General features: G+C 68.9%; 14 protein-coding genes and 1 pseudogene. 11 read left to right on the top strand and 4 right to left on the bottom strand.

Annotated features, from left to right (window positions below):
- Positions 1–146: 146 nt before the first annotated feature.
- Positions 147–1,703 carry a peptide MFS transporter gene (locus OG329_RS26850; RefSeq protein WP_405798756.1) on the top strand — a complete coding sequence of 519 codons (1,557 nt, stop codon included), beginning with the start codon at positions 147–149 and terminating at the stop codon, positions 1,701–1,703.
- A 191-nt stretch (positions 1,704–1,894) separates the two neighbouring features.
- Here OG329_RS26850 and OG329_RS26845 read toward each other — a convergent pair whose 3' ends face one another.
- Together OG329_RS26845 and OG329_RS26840 are read right to left on the bottom strand one after the other, a co-directional pair.
- Positions 1,895–2,383, bottom strand: coding sequence for an ATP-binding protein (locus OG329_RS26845; protein WP_405798754.1), 489 nt, complete (start codon positions 2,381–2,383; stop codon positions 1,895–1,897).
- Between the two features lie 243 nt (positions 2,384–2,626).
- On the bottom strand, positions 2,627–2,995 hold the full coding sequence (locus tag OG329_RS26840) for an STAS domain-containing protein (RefSeq protein ID WP_405798752.1): 369 nt from the start codon (positions 2,993–2,995) through the stop codon (positions 2,627–2,629).
- Positions 2,996–3,348: 353 nt separating this feature from the next.
- Here OG329_RS26840 and OG329_RS26835 point away from each other — a divergent pair, with 353 nt between their 5' ends.
- Positions 3,349–4,254 (top strand): RNA polymerase sigma factor SigF, encoded by a 906-nt coding sequence (locus tag OG329_RS26835; protein WP_405798751.1) that lies wholly within the window; start codon positions 3,349–3,351, stop codon positions 4,252–4,254.
- Here OG329_RS26835 and OG329_RS26830 read toward each other — a convergent pair.
- Entirely contained in the window at positions 4,207–4,566 is a 360-nt protein-coding gene (locus tag OG329_RS26830; RefSeq protein WP_405798750.1) for an ATP-binding protein, read from the bottom strand. The genes OG329_RS26835 and OG329_RS26830 overlap by 48 nt on opposite strands.
- A 3-nt stretch (positions 4,567–4,569) precedes the next feature.
- Between OG329_RS26830 and OG329_RS26825 the strand changes: the two genes are divergently transcribed.
- Together OG329_RS26825 and OG329_RS26820 are read left to right on the top strand one after the other, a co-directional pair.
- Positions 4,570–4,782, top strand: coding sequence for a Scr1 family TA system antitoxin-like transcriptional regulator (locus OG329_RS26825; RefSeq protein ID WP_405798749.1), 213 nt, complete (start codon positions 4,570–4,572; stop codon positions 4,780–4,782).
- Positions 4,783–4,874: 92 nt separating this feature from the next.
- Positions 4,875–4,985, top strand: a pseudogene (locus tag OG329_RS26820) (DUF397 domain-containing protein); the annotation flags it as partial.
- Between the two features lie 18 nt (positions 4,986–5,003).
- On the opposite strand, the gene OG329_RS26815 reads toward OG329_RS26820, so the two are convergent.
- Positions 5,004–6,320 (bottom strand): XRE family transcriptional regulator, encoded by a 1,317-nt coding sequence (locus OG329_RS26815; protein ID WP_405798748.1) that lies wholly within the window; start codon positions 6,318–6,320, stop codon positions 5,004–5,006.
- A 164-nt stretch (positions 6,321–6,484) separates the two neighbouring features.
- Here OG329_RS26815 and OG329_RS26810 point away from each other — a divergent pair, with 164 nt between their 5' ends.
- From OG329_RS26810 to OG329_RS26780, 7 genes are all read left to right on the top strand, one after another.
- Complete coding sequence (locus OG329_RS26810; RefSeq protein ID WP_405798747.1) at positions 6,485–8,383, top strand: nucleotidyltransferase domain-containing protein; 1,899 nt, start codon at positions 6,485–6,487, stop codon at positions 8,381–8,383.
- A complete protein-coding gene (locus tag OG329_RS26805) occupies positions 8,380–9,495 on the top strand; it encodes a hypothetical protein (protein ID WP_405798745.1) in 1,116 nt (371 codons plus the stop codon). Before OG329_RS26810 ends, OG329_RS26805 begins: the two co-directional genes overlap by 4 nt.
- On the top strand, positions 9,492–10,283 hold the full coding sequence (locus OG329_RS26800) for an SDR family NAD(P)-dependent oxidoreductase (protein WP_405798743.1): 792 nt from the start codon (positions 9,492–9,494) through the stop codon (positions 10,281–10,283). The genes OG329_RS26805 and OG329_RS26800 overlap by 4 nt, the downstream gene beginning before the upstream one ends.
- A 39-nt stretch (positions 10,284–10,322) precedes the next feature.
- Positions 10,323–10,766, top strand: coding sequence for an NUDIX domain-containing protein (locus OG329_RS26795; protein WP_405798742.1), 444 nt, complete (start codon positions 10,323–10,325; stop codon positions 10,764–10,766).
- Between the two features lie 139 nt (positions 10,767–10,905).
- Positions 10,906–11,817: a MerR family transcriptional regulator gene (locus OG329_RS26790; RefSeq protein ID WP_405798741.1), complete on the top strand. Its 912-nt coding sequence runs from the start codon at positions 10,906–10,908 to the stop codon at positions 11,815–11,817.
- 75 nt (positions 11,818–11,892) lie between these two features.
- Positions 11,893–12,867 carry a phosphotransferase family protein gene (locus OG329_RS26785; RefSeq protein WP_405802034.1) on the top strand — a complete coding sequence of 325 codons (975 nt, stop codon included), beginning with the start codon at positions 11,893–11,895 and terminating at the stop codon, positions 12,865–12,867.
- Positions 12,868–12,950: 83 nt separating this feature from the next.
- Positions 12,951–13,661 carry a hypothetical protein gene (locus OG329_RS26780; RefSeq protein ID WP_405798739.1) on the top strand — a complete coding sequence of 237 codons (711 nt, stop codon included), beginning with the start codon at positions 12,951–12,953 and terminating at the stop codon, positions 13,659–13,661.
- Positions 13,662–13,773: the final 112 nt, after the last annotated feature.

The raw sequence follows: 13,773 nt of genomic DNA, 5'->3' as shown, positions 1-13,773 counted from the left end.
ATGCCGTAGGGTGGCCTGGCTCTTGGCCTGGCTCTTCGCGGGACCGGTCGGGGACCTTCGGCAGCTTTGAGGGCCGAAGGTCCCCTTTTTCATGCACCTCACGCACCTCACGCACCTCATCAACCCGAGCGAACAAGGATCCCCCCATGGCGTCCAGTCTCACCAAGGACACCCCCGAACCACCCGGCGGCCCCCACAGCCCCGGCACGGGCCTCGGCCCCGCCCCGGAGAAGACGTTCTTCGGCCACCCGCGCGGACTGGCCACACTCTTCATGACGGAGATGTGGGAACGCTTCAGCTTCTACGGCATGAGGGCGCTGCTCACGATCTATCTGCTGTCCGGCGGCCCCGACGCCTCGAAGGGGCTCCAGGAGGGCGGTCTGGGGCTGACCCTGGCCACCACGACGGCGATCTACTCGATCTATCTGTCGATGGTCTATCTGCTGGCCATGCCCGGCGGCTGGCTCGGCGACCGCGTCTGGGGCCCGCGCAAGACGGTGACGATCGCGGCCTGCACGATCATGGCGGGCCATCTGACGCTCGCCCTGCCGGGCTCGGGCACCTTCTTCGCCGGTCTGTCGCTGGTGGCGCTCGGCTCGGGGCTGCTGAAGGCCAACATCTCCACGATGGTCGGCCATCTCTACGACGGGCCGAACGACCCGCGCCGCGACGGCGGATTCACCATCTTCTACATGGGCATCAACATCGGCGCCTTCTTCGCGCCGCTGCTCATCGGGACCGTCGGCGAGAAGTACAACTGGCACCTGGGCTTCGCGCTCGCGGCCGTCGGCATGGGCATCGGTCTGATCGTTTTCCTGCTCGGTACGAAGCATCTGGCGCCGCGCAGCAGTGTCGTCCCGACGCCGCTGTCGCGCGAGGAGCGCGCGGCCTGGCTGACCAAGGGGCTGACCTGGCTGCTGATCGGCGCGGTCTTCTACGGAGTCGTCGTCTTCACCGGCAACTTCACCATGAACTGGGCGATGGTGCCGCTGACGCTCGCGGGCATCGTCATCCCGGCCGGGGTGCTGATCCGGATAAAGCGCGACAAGGAGCTGTCGGCGGCCGAGCAGACGAAGATGTCCGGATACATCTGGTTCTTCGTCGCGGCGGCGGTCTTCTGGATGATCTACGACCAGGGCGGGTCGACGATCCAGGCGTTCGGTACGACGAAGGCGGCCGACGACGTCTTCGGCATCGGCTTCCCGACGTCCTGGTACCAGTCGCTGAACCCCGTGTTCATCATGGCGCTGGCCCCGGTGGTCGCCTGGCTCTGGCTGTGGCTCAACCGGCGGGGCAAGGAGCCCAGCACGGTGGTGAAGTTCGCGGCCGGCCTGATCTTCGTCGGCGTCTCGTTCTTCTTCTTCCTGATCCCGCTGGTCCTGGCGGCGGACGGCACGCTGGTCAGCCCGGTGTGGCTGGTGGGCATCTACTTCATCCAGACCGTGGGTGAGTTGTGCGTGTCGCCGGTCGGCCTGTCGGTGACGACGAAGATGGCGCCCGCGAAGTACGCCGGTCAGATGATGGGCGTCTGGTTCCTCGCGGTGACGGCGGGCGACTCGGTGACCGGGATGCTGTCCATCGCCGGTGTCGATCTGAGCCGTACGGGAGTGGTCGCCGTGGAGGCGCTGCTGGCCACGCTGGCGGGCTTCGCGGTGTTCATGTACCGCAGGAAGGTGCGGGCGCTGATGGGCGACGTGCGGTGACGGTGCGCGGCGCGGCGGGGCTGCTGAGGATGGGGCCGGGTGCTGTGCCGCATTGGATTCACCGGGTCCGCCCGGCGGCCGGTTCGCCCTCAATCGCCGGGCGGGGCTCAAAATGAGCCCGCCCGGCGATTGAGGGCAGGCATCAGCGCCCAGGAGAGCCGCGCCACTCGATCGCCCTCGCGGCCGACGCCCTACGCCGGGGCCGCCAGGATCGCCCAGACCGTCTTGCCGGGGACTCCCGGCGTACGGGACACACCCCAGTCCAGACACAGCCGCTGCACGATGAACATCCCGTGCCCGCCCGGCCGTCCGGCGCGGTGCGGGGTGCGGGGCGCGGGCTGGCCCGTACCCCGGTCGGTGACCTCGAGGCGCAGCATTTTGGTGTCGGAGGAGACCCGCAGCTCCTCGGGCCCTTCGGCGTGCAGGCACGCGTTGGTGACCAGTTCGGAGACGACGAGCAGGACGTCCTCCGCGGCGGCGCGGCGGTCCGCGGTGGCGGCCGGCAGCCAGCCCCAGTCGTAGAGCGCCTGGCGGGTGAAGTCGCGTGCCATCGGGACGATGCCGCTGGCGCTGCCCAACGCCAGGGCGCGTACCCGGCTTTCGGGCCCGGCGGAGGTGATACCCGCGCCGTCCGGCTCGGAGCCGAAATCGCCCGGCGGAAACTGCCGGGTGGTGCTCATCAGCGCTTCACCTCACCGATTCACCGGTTCGCCAATTGGTCGTTACGTCGTTACGTCGTTACGTCGCTCATTCGTCACGCCGCATAGTCGTTGCGTCACTACAGCGAGTGCCTTGCCTGTCCCGACCGGCCGCCCGGGGACTCTTCTGCCCGGCGTAATCGTGACAACACCCACAAGACCTACGCGGGTGGCGTGACACTCGCAACATCAGATTCCCGGAGAGAACCTTGTACGGCTCCGGGGTCAGTCGGCAAGAGCCGCTTCCAGCGACTCGTGCACGGTGAAGACCGCCTCGGCGCCGGTGATTTCGAAGACCCGGGCGACCACCGGCAGCATCGCGGCCAGATGGACGGCTCCGCCGGCGGCCTCGGCCTTGAGGCGGGCCCCGAGGAGCACGTTCAGCCCGGTCGAATCGCAGAACTCCAACTGCGAGCAGTCGACCACCAGGCGTACCCGCCCTTGGTCGATCGCTTCTTCCAGTGGCGTACGCAACAGTTCGGCGGTGTGGTGATCCAACTCACCCGCCGCTGTCACGACCTCGCTTCGGCCCTCGGTCCGGACTTCGACCCGAAGCCGGCCCCGGTTCCCGCTGCCGACCGTCTGGCGGTCCATGCCCGTCCGTCCCTCTTCTGCCGTGTCGTGCGCCGTCGTCAGATGCTCTGGAAGTTGTTCCGGAAGACCCTGTGGAAGCTTCTGGAAGCTCCCACCGGTGACGCCCTTCGTCGCGTCACGCGCCCGTGGCGTTCGCCGAAACATTACGCCTTTCATGCGGTCTCCGACAGTCAATCCCCCACACAATATGGACATATGTGCGAAATGACACTTGCACAGATCCGCACCCAACCGATAGGGCTAGTAAAGACACAACCAAACCTGACTCACACGACCGGCTATGGAGGCGCCGCAAACCGCAGCAGCGCGTATTGGCATCGGCAGCCATATGCCGAGAACGTATGGAGGAGACCATGTCACCCCGGCTCGACGAACCGCGTACCCCCCACGCGCCGTCGACAATCCCGTCCGAACCTGACGAGACCGGCGCCACACCCGCGTCCGGTTTCCCGGGCCTCGATGACATGCCAGAGATTCCACCCTTCGACGAGGTGGGCGCGCTCGACGCGCGGTCTCTGTCGAAGACCCTCTTCGGGCGCCTCGAGCATCTGGAAGAGGGCACCCATGAGCACGCGTACGTACGAAACACCCTGGTCGAACTGAATCTCGCCCTGGTCAAGTTCGCCGCCTCCCGGTTCCGCTCCCGCAGCGAGCCCATGGAGGACATCATCCAGGTCGGCACGATCGGTCTGATCAAGGCCATCGACCGCTTCGAGCTGAGCCGGGGCGTCGAGTTCCCCACCTTCGCGATGCCGACGATCGTCGGCGAGATCAAGCGCTTCTTCCGCGACACGTCGTGGTCGGTGCGGGTGCCGCGAAGGCTCCAGGAGCTCCGCCTCGAACTGGCCAAGGCGGGCGACGAGCTGTCCCAACTGCTGGACCGGGCACCGACGGTCGCCGAACTCGCCGACCGGCTCGGCATCACCAACGACGAGGTTGTCGAGGGGATGGCGGCGAGCAACGCGTACACGGCGAGTTCGCTGGACGCCCAGCCGGAGGACGACGATACCGAGGGCGCGCTCTCGGATCGCATCGGCTACGAGGACCACGGGCTCGAAGGCATCGAGTACGTCGAATCGCTGAAGCCCCTGATCGCCGGCCTCCCGGCCCGCGACCGGACGATCCTGTCCCTGCGCTTCGTCGCCAACATGACCCAGTCGGAGATAGGCGAGGAGCTCGGCATCTCGCAGATGCATGTGTCCCGGCTGCTGTCACGCACGCTCGTCAGACTGCGGAAGGGCCTGACGCTGGAGGAGTGACGGGCGCCCTGGCAGTTCCGGCAGTTCCGGCAGTTCTGACAGTTCCCCGTGTGGCCCGGCGGTCGTCCCTCCCGACTGCCGGGCCACAGGTGCGAGGAACGGGGCCGCCGAGAGTACGGCGGGATCGGTCACGCCAAGTCCCGGCGGGCTGACGGGGAGATGCACCCACACCGTCTTGCCGACGTCACGCGGCCTGACGCCCCACTTGTCACTGAGCGCGTCCACGAGTAACAGCCCGCGCCCGTCGGTGTCGGTCTCCTGCGACTCCCTCAGCACCGGCATCTGCCACTGGAACGAGTCGGAGGCACTCATTTCGTGCTGTTCAACTTCGGCCCGGAACCGGCACCCGAGGCCGTCGCGTACGACACCACGACCAGCACCGTCCTCCTGGAGGACCTGGCCGAAATGGCCAATCACGCCCAGATCTTCGAGTCTCTGCGGTCCGCCGCACTGACCCCGGATCAGAGCATTGCTTTCATGCGCAGAACGATGAAGGAACTCTCGGAGAGCGAGAAGGACGCACAGTGAAGCACCACGAAATCGTGACCGCGTTCAAGTAGTCCAGCGCTTCAGCCGGCGGCACCCAGGACTGCGTCGAGGTCGCCCGCACCGCAGACGGCGGACGTGCCGTACGCGACACCAAGGACCGTGCCGCCGGGACGCAGTTCTACACACCCGCCCAGTGGTCCGCGTTCCTGACCGGTGTCAAGAACGGCGAACTCGCCCCGTAGGCCACGGAATCGCCCTGCTCAGACTGCTCGTACGGCGCTGAGAAACTGCTGGACGCCCTGGACTTTCCGGTGAGGTTCGAGCGCGGGCGCAAAGTCGCCGATCTGGCGGAGGCAGCGCGAGGCGCCGATCCGCTGGGCGAGAGCGAGTGCCTGATGGGCGGTCGCGGCGCTGTGGTCGATCTCGCCCTGGCGTAAGAGGCTTTCGGCTTCGTAGGCGAGGAAGACCGCTCGGGTCTTGTCCCGGGATGTGGGCAACAGGGCTACGCCCTGGGTGATCTGGTGAAGAGCTGGGCCGGTTTCGCCGAGGTCGATGAGGCAACGGCCGGCGTCGACGGCGAGGTCGGCCCGGCTCATCCAGGAACACCACGCCGGAGGTCTGGCCGTGGCGGTGTCGAGGGCGTGCTCGGCCGCGTCGAGGGCCCGGCGGCAGGCGTGGGCTTCTCCGTTCATGGCCAGCGCACGGGCTTTACGGAGGTGGAGCAGAGAGCGGGCGGTGGGGTCCTGGGTGCGGTGCAGTGCGTGGTCAAGGACGTTGATCGCGGGGGCGGCCTGGCCGAGCCAGATGCTCTGGTAGGCGAGGTCGGCCAGCAGACCCGCTCCGCGGTCGGTGTCGCCCGCCTGGTGGGCTGCGTGGAGGGCGGCGGTCCAGAAGTGGCCGGCGGCGGTGTGGTGTTCGTGGTCGAACCGGTGCCAGCCGATCGTCTGGGCGAGGGAAGATGCCAGCGTGTGCAGGCGGGTGCCGGTCGCCTCGTTGTAGTTGGCGTTCTCCAGGAGGCCGACGACGGTGTCGTAGTAGCTGTCGAGGAGCTGGGCTGTGTGCTGGCGCTCTGCGGTTGCCATGCCGGTGAGGTGCCGGACGCTGGTTTCCAGCCAGGTAACGAATTCTGGAGCGACAGCCTGGCCGTCGGCGGCCGAAGCGGCCAGGGCGGGGTCAAGTGTGGCCCACTGCTGTGCCAGTGCCGCGAGTGCGGCAGGAGCGAGCCCGAGGAGGGTACGTCGGTTGAGCATGGTGCGGCGTTGGGCCTCTCTGAGAGCGGCGGCCGTCGCCCCCGTGCCGAGGGGGACGGGCGCCTCGTTCCCGGGCAGCCAGTACGGCCAGCCCAGCACGGTCACATGGTCGGGATCGACACCGAAGACGTCAGCGATCAACTGCTGATACCAGGGGTCCGGCGCACGGGCTCGGGGACGTTCCCACACGGAGACTTGCTGCTTGGTTGTGCCGGCTCTCCGGTCGCGGCGGCGCGCCGCCTGTCTGATCGCCTCGGCCAGGTCGTTCTGGGACAGGCCGTCGAGACGGCGGGCGATGGCGAGCGGGTGCTGGGGGAGCGCGTCCACCCGTCCAGTTCACCATCCGAAGGACCGGACGGGGCCGGAACTCACCAGCCGCATGACCTCGGCATGACCCTCGAACGCTGGTTCCCGCGCAGGCCGTTGGGTGTACTCGGTTTACCGGGCCGGTCGGCACCGGGCAGGCAGCACAGCCGGATCGGAGGCCCGAAGTGGGCGACGACGTATTGACGATCGCGCTGAGCGGTGCGGACAACACCGGCAAGACCAGACAACTCGGCATCCTGGCACGACGGATCGGCCCCGCCGCCGTGGCGACCGGACCGCTGGACACCCACGATGCCCGGTGGGCGGCGATCAAGAAGCACGGCATGGGCAGTTGGTGGTTCCGGATCGGCCCCGTCGAGGAAGTCGCCGACGTCCTGGCTACTTCCTACCTGCGGCGCTCCCGCCACCGGCATGAGGGGGCGGGTCTACGGCTCGCTGACCGGGGCGTACCGATGCTGGAGGCGTCCCTGGCCGCGACCGTCGCGGTGCGCGAGAGTCTGTCCCCCGAGCACGCGGCCGACCGTGCCCGCGCGCTGTTGGAGCCGTACAGCCACGACCTGAAGGCCGCCAACGGCCACGAGCGCGGAGTCGTACTCCTGCACCACGAGGACCCGGAGGTCGCCACCGCCCGCGCTCTCTCCCACGAGAAGAACGTCACCTCCACATACGCCGACTACCAGCGCCACCTCCACCACCAGATACACCGTCTGGTCCGCGAGGGCCGCTTCGACGAGGTCATCACCGTCGACGGGCGCCCCGTCGTCGCGGTCCAGAACGACCTGCGCCGCCGCCTGCACCCCTACACCGCCCTCGTGCCCGCCGGATGCCTGCCCGGCGTCCGTGTCATCGCGCTCGGCGGGATGTCCGAGAGCGGCAAGAGCACCGCCGGGGAGTACCTGCGCACCCGTCACGGCCACGCCCGCCTGAAGATCGGTTACATGCTGGACGAGGCCGCCCGCCGCACGGGAGTCGACAGCCCGTACGCCATCGAGCCCGTGGTGCGCGCCGAACTTCTCCTGGACAGCTTGGACCGGTACGCGGCGGCGCACCACTTTCTCCGCCGCATCACCCTGGAGTCCCTGCACGAGTTCGATGTCACCGTGGAACTGCGTCGCATGCTCGGCGATCAACTGGCCGTCGCCTACATCGAGACCGCAGCCGAACTGCGGTCCCGGCGCGGGTTGACCGACCCCGATGACATGCTCATCAGGGACACGGTGAAAGCGTCCCGGGGCGCACCGAAGATCTCTGCCATCGCCGACACCGTGATCGACAACAACCGCTCCCGTCTGGCCTTGGAGCGCCGGCTCGACCGGCTCGTGCTGGATGCCGCCTGGCCCACCGTCACCCCGCCCTCCACACCGGTGAACGCGCTCGGCCTGCCCGTCCCGCTCGAGGCGTTCCTGACCGCGCTGCTGGAACGCGTCACGCGTCGGCCCGATCCGCTGATCGACCTGCTGGCCGTTACCGGCAGCGGCGCCTGCGGTAAGTACCAGCACGGCTGGTCCGATCTGGACGTGTTCGTCATCGCCGAGCCCGGACGCACCATCGAACTGCACCAAGCCCTTACACAGGTCCAGAGCGAACTCGGCGCCGTCAAGCTCGGCCTGACAGTCCTGAGCCAGGCCGAGTGCCGCGCCGGCGCGGTCACCTCGCGCCTGCTGCACGTCCTGACTCTCCTGGGCGCCGGCTCTCTGCTCCCGCAGTGGGTCCGCCCAGGGCTGACGATTCCCGCACCGCCGCTCGCCGACGACGTCACCGCGAGTGTGGAAGCCGGCGTGCGGTCCGCCGTCGAGATCCGCCGCCAGCTCCTGAAGGGCGCCCCGGACCTGCGCGCCCTGTTCAAGGTGACCGCACTGCTGGCCAAAGTCCTCCTCCGCTTCGACCGCACCGAGCAGTCCGGGGACAACGAGGCCCTTCACCTCCTGGTCACCGGCCAGGACGAGCGGTACGGGGGTCTCGTGCGCAGGGCCCGTACCGACCGCACCGCCGCCACCGCTCTCGCGCAGCTCGTCCTCGACCGCTGGATGGTCACGATGCCGACGACCGAGGAGGCCGCATGACCACCGCCGCCACACCAGGGACCTTTCGTAAGACGCTCTCCCCTGCGAGGGCGGACGCGGAGGAGACCGGCTGGCTGCAGGTCGCCGGACGCCTCCAAGTCCCCGCCCTCCTGGGACGCGTCCGGTACGACACCTGCACCGACGTGATCACATACGAAGACGTCTTCGCCTCCGGTCGCTGCCGGTTCTTGCTGGGCGATCTCATCGCCCTGGCCGACCGTGGCCGCGCACCCACGGGCGATGTCGCCGACCTCGTTGACGCCGTCTGCGACGACCTGGTCGCGGCGACCGCCGCGACCGGCCTGACCACCGCTCTGTCAGCGTGTGTGCCCGCGCTGTACGCCGACCGCATCCGCCCCGGCGGTCGCGTCGACGGCTGGTACCTGAACCAGAGCCTCACTGTCCCCGACACGCACACCGGCGAACGGATTCCCCTCCACGCGCTCGCCGACTACACCGCCACCGTCAACGGCACCCGGCTTGATCTGGACGTGCCTGCCGCGATAGAGGCCGCTCGCACAGCGCTGCGCCCCGACAGCCGGTGGGTCTCCGCCATCACCCAGGGCGATCCGACCGAGCCCAACATCGCCGTCAGCGCCGAAGGTGCGTGCTGGCTCGACTTCGAGCACGCGGGCCGGAACACCCTGGCCGGCGAGATCGCCAATCTCCTGTGGTATTTGCTCGCCCTGGGAGGCTGGCTCGTTCCCACCTACCAACGCGACGTCCACACCCGCACACTGCCCCTCCACTTGCCCCCGACCCACACTCCCATCATCGAGTACGCGGAACTGTCCGCCCGGCACCGGCAACTTCACCTGCACTACACCTGGCTCACCGGCCCGGGGCGCCTCACCGCCTTCACCCGGCTCCTCTCACGCGTCACCACGGATCTCGGCGACGCCGCCGGCCTGCCCGTCGGCCGTGAACTCCACGCCCTGGGTCCCTTCCTTACCCTCCGGATCCTCGGCGTTGTCCCGCCCCACTTGCTCACCCCCACCGACATGTTGCTCCTGCTGGCCAAACTCGCCCAGGTCCAGCATTTGAAGGACGACAACTTCCCGTTCACGCACACCGACCCGCTGACCGCTCTTACTTGTGTGGAGGCCCCGTGACGGCACGACTCCTTGACCCGCCCCTCACGGTGCGCCCTCTCCAGGGACGTGTCGCCCTCGTCACCGGCGCCGCGACGGGGATCGGTGCGGCCACCGTCCGAGCACTCGCAGGCGCCGGCGCCACTGTCGCCATCAGCCACTACGCCCAGATCGACCAGGCCCGCATCGTTCTCGACGAGGCACGGCGGCTGGGCGCCGACGGCATCGAGGTGAGCGCCGACCTCACCGACCCGGCCGCTGTCAGCCTGATGGTCAGCCAGGTCGCAAGCGAGATCGGCCCGGTGGACATCCTCGTCAACAACGCCGGTGCCTACCCGCGTATCACCTGGGAAGGGACTGACGAGACCGCTTGGAATCGCACGCTCGACGTCAACCTGACCACTCACTACCGGACTTGCCACGCCGTCACCCCCGCGATGATCCGGGGCCAGTGGGGCCGCATCATCAACGTCTCCAGCGTCAACGCCCGCGCCGGGCGCGCCGGGCTGACCGCCTACAGCACTGCCAAAGCCGGCCTGATCGGTCTCACCAGATCCCTGGCGAGGGAACTTGGCTCCCATGGCATCTGCGTAAACACTGTCCTTCCGGGAGCCATCCAGGTCGACGCCGAGAACACCCTGCCGGCCCACCATCGCGCACGGCCCGGAGACCAGATCGCGCGCCAGTGCGTTCCCCGCCGAGGCCGGCCCGACGATGTCGCAGCCGCCATCGCCTTCCTCGCCGGACCGTCCGCCTCGTTCATCACCGGCCAGTCATTGCACATCGACGGTGGTCGGCTCCTGCACTGACCATCCCGTCTCAACCGATCCACCAGGGAGACCGATCCGATGAAGCAGCGTGTTCGTGCCGTCCTGATCACCCCCGACGACACCATGCTCCTGATGAAGCGCGTCAGACCCGGCGCCGTCCCCTACTGGGTGGTCGTCGGAGGCGGGGTCGAGGACAGCGATGCCACCCTCGAGGACGGACTCCTGCGCGAGGTCCGGGAGGAGATCGCCGGCGAGGCCGAGATCGTGCGCCTGCTTCACCAGCTCGACAACGCGAAGGGCGAGACCGAGTACTTCTACGTCGCCAGGATCACGACGTGGAACTTCGCCGACCGCAGCGGCCCCGAGTTCCAGCGGGACGACCGTGGCGAGTACATCCTCGAAGAGCTCCCCCTCACCGCGAATGCCGTCGCCGCAGTGAACTTGTTGCCCGTGCGGATCTCCACTGTGCTGCGCGAGTCTCTGAACCGAGGTGACCTGCTCACACCGGCGGCCAGGAGTTGAAATTGGGGACCTCGGGCCCGGCACGCGGGGGCGCATTTCCTCGCATCGGCGCGGGGCGGTGTGTACGGGTTGCACCTTCCGTAGCGGCATGTGGTCCGGTGGACCTACGTCCCGACCCCTTGAGGAAAGGTCCCCGCTCGTGCATTCGTCTTTCATGCCACCCCGCCAGGTCAAGATCGGTGACGCGGCGGCCTTCGTCGGCAGCACGCCACGGGCGATCCGTCACTACCACGAGATCGGGCTGCTGCCCGAGCCTGAGCGGGGCGGCGATGACCGCCGGCGCTACGAGTACGAGGACATGATCCGCCTGCTGTGGATTCGCAAGATGGCCGATGCCGGGATCGCCCTGGATGACATCCGTGACGCCTTCACCACCGGCACGGCTTCCGCCGGTGCGGACAGCGGAGAAGGTATCGCGGGCATCCTGGAGCGGTTGGCGGAAACCCTCGCCGAGCAGGAGGCGCGATTGCGGCGGCAACGGGCCGCCGTGCAGCGGATGCGCACCGAAGGCAGCCGGATGGGCCTGCTCTCCGACTTCGTCACCGAACGCCTCAAGAGCCTGCCCGAGGGCTCCCTGCGGCAGGCGGACCTGGACACTCTGCTGGTCACTGAGCGGATCTTCGGGCCGCTCGGCGCGGCCGTCCAGGCCACCCGCTTCGTCGTCCTGGCCACGCATCCCACTCTGCGGGAGGACTCCGACCGCATCGACGGCGCCGAGGAGGCACTTGATGACAGCGTCGCCGTCGATGATCCGCGGGTGGCTCAGGTGGCCGTCGAGCGGCACGCCTTCGAAAGCGCCCTCCATGCCGTCATCGAGGAGTCCGGCCTGGACAAGGACGACGATGCCCTCTTCGACGCCTGGGACACTTTGCACCCCGCTACCGCCGATGACGGCGAGGACGAGGCCGGCCTCAGCTCCGGCAGGCGGGAGGCCGGCTCCATGAGCGCGCTCGGAGCCATCGGCAAGATGCCCTACGACTTCTCCCCGGCCCGCCTGCGCTGTATGGAACTGGCCGAAGAACTCTCCGCCCAAGACTCACCCGCCACCTGAAGCACGGCGGATCATGTGACCAGTTGTCGCAGGTTGCCGTGACGGAGAGGCGGTACGGACGTGGCCCCCAGGGCAGTGACGCGGGAGCAGTTGGCGGGCGCCGCGCGGACCGCGCTCGGCGGTGGGAGGCGGCTGGAGGCGGTTGAGCGCGTCGCGGGCGGCACCAAGAAGGGCGTGTACCGCCTGGTGATGGACGACGCGACGACGGCGATCGCGTACGTGTGGCACGACGCCGAGAACTACTGGCCGGCGGCCGAGGGCGACGACGATCTCACCGACCCGTTCTCGCCCGGTCTGGGGCTGGACCTGTTCGAGGCGGCGCACGCGCGGCTGGACGCGCTCGGTGTCCGCGTTCCGGCGATCCGTCTCGCCGACCGTGCCGGCACCCACTGTCCGGCCGACCTCGCCATCGTCGAGGAACTTCCGGGCGAGAGCCTGGAGAAGCTGCTCGCGCGCGACCCGGGCGCGGCTGCCCCGGTCATGGCCCGGCTCGGCGAGGCGCTGGAGGAGATGCGGCGTCATCGTGCGCCGGGATACGGCAAGGTGGCCGTGGTCGACGGGGGAGGTACGTCGCGCGGCACGTCGTGCGAGGGGGTCGTCCTCGATCGCGCGCTGCGCGACCTCGCCGAGGCGGCGGCGCGCGATCCGCGGATCGCGGCGGCACGCGACCGGCTGGAAGTGCGGCTGCTGGATCTGACTGCGGCGGTCCGGCCGCGCGCTCAGTACGCGGTCGTGCACGGCGAACTGGGGCCCGATCACGTACTGGTGGACCCGGACGGGACCCCCGTGGTGATCGACATCGAGGGCTTGATGTACTTCGACGTCGAGTGGGAGCACGTCTTTCTGCGGATCCGCCTGCATGACGCGTATCAGTCCTTGAAGGCGGACGGACTGGACGAGGACCGGCTCGCGCTCTACACGCTCGCGCAGCGGCTCTCGCTGACGGCGGGTCCGCTGCGGCTGCTCGACGGGGACTTCCCCGACCGGGCGTTCATGGCGGGCATCGCCGAGCACAACCTGAACGAGGCACTGGCGCTGCTCCGTAACTGAACGCCCCCGCTTGAACGCCGAACAGACCGCGAAAGAACCGCCGGGCTCGCATGACGCCCCGTCAGGGTGGAAAGGCTGAGGCCATGTCGGAGGCGGTCTACGGGCTACTGGGCGCATTGGGCGGAGCCCTGGTCACGGGTGGTGCGACTTTCTGGGGGCCGCTCCAGGCGCAGCGGAGCGCGTTGCGCGCGCAGCGCCGCCAGGCGGAGGCGACCATGCGGGAGACCGAGGCCGCCAACGCGGAGGTGCAGGGCCGGGCCAACCGCGAGGCCGAGACCACGCGCGTCATCCTCATGCGTACGACCACACGTACGTGGCACGACCTGCTGGCTCGTACGATCCAGGATCTCAAGCTCGGCCGGCTGGTCGACATCGAGTCGTTCGACGAAGCGGTGGCCATCGCCCGCAACAGCGCGCAGTCCGCCCTGGACCACGCGCTCCACGACGGCATCTGGATCCATCAGTCCGGCTACGGGTATCCGTACCCCTCCGAATCGGGATCGCCCGAACAGTCCCGCGTGCTGCACGCGTTGCGTCGTGTCACGGAGCTGACGCGGGTGGCGGTGATCAAGCAGGAGCCGTTGGACACGGTGCGCACAGAGGAGTTGGAGCGGGCCCTGGTGAAGGCCGACGAGGCGCGTGGGGCGCTCTCGGCGGCGTTGCTGAACCGGCTGGAGCAGCTCATGGGAGTCACCGTCATCGGGGGAAGAGCATCGACGCCCACCCTGCCGGGGGCGTTCGGGCCGGTCACCCCCGAAGGCTCGCCCGAACCGGCCGGCGGCGCCGGCGGCTGATCACGCTTGCGGATGGCGTCGGCCGGGGTGAGCGCGCAGGCCCGGCCCTGTCTACTGCGCCGCCCCCGCCCGCCCGCCGCCGAACATTTCCTTGGCCGGCCTCCTCGTACCG

The sequence above is a fragment of the Streptomyces sp. NBC_01506 genome (assembly GCF_045040295.1).
In the GTDB taxonomy this organism is placed as follows: Bacteria; Actinomycetota; Actinomycetes; order Streptomycetales; family Streptomycetaceae; genus Streptomyces.
The sequence above is the reverse complement of the archived record's forward strand: the minus strand, read 5'-3'. Positions and strand labels throughout refer to the sequence as shown.

Bases quoted from the DNA above. Each gene is read 5' to 3' on its own strand.
- OG329_RS26850 (WP_405798756.1), top strand. From the start codon at position 147: ATGGCGTCCAGTCTCACCAAGGACACCCCCGAACCACCCGGCGGCCCC.
- OG329_RS26845 (WP_405798754.1), bottom strand. From the start codon at position 2,383: ATGAGCACCACCCGGCAGTTTCCGCCGGGCGATTTCGGCTCCGAGCCG.
- OG329_RS26840 (WP_405798752.1), bottom strand. From the start codon at position 2,995: ATGGACCGCCAGACGGTCGGCAGCGGGAACCGGGGCCGGCTTCGGGTC.
- OG329_RS26835 (WP_405798751.1), top strand. From the start codon at position 3,349: ATGTCACCCCGGCTCGACGAACCGCGTACCCCCCACGCGCCGTCGACA.
- OG329_RS26830 (WP_405798750.1), bottom strand. From the start codon at position 4,566: ATGAGTGCCTCCGACTCGTTCCAGTGGCAGATGCCGGTGCTGAGGGAG.
- OG329_RS26805 (WP_405798745.1), top strand. From the start codon at position 8,380: ATGACCACCGCCGCCACACCAGGGACCTTTCGTAAGACGCTCTCCCCT.
- OG329_RS26795 (WP_405798742.1), top strand. From the start codon at position 10,323: ATGAAGCAGCGTGTTCGTGCCGTCCTGATCACCCCCGACGACACCATG.
- OG329_RS26780 (WP_405798739.1), top strand. From the start codon at position 12,951: ATGTCGGAGGCGGTCTACGGGCTACTGGGCGCATTGGGCGGAGCCCTG.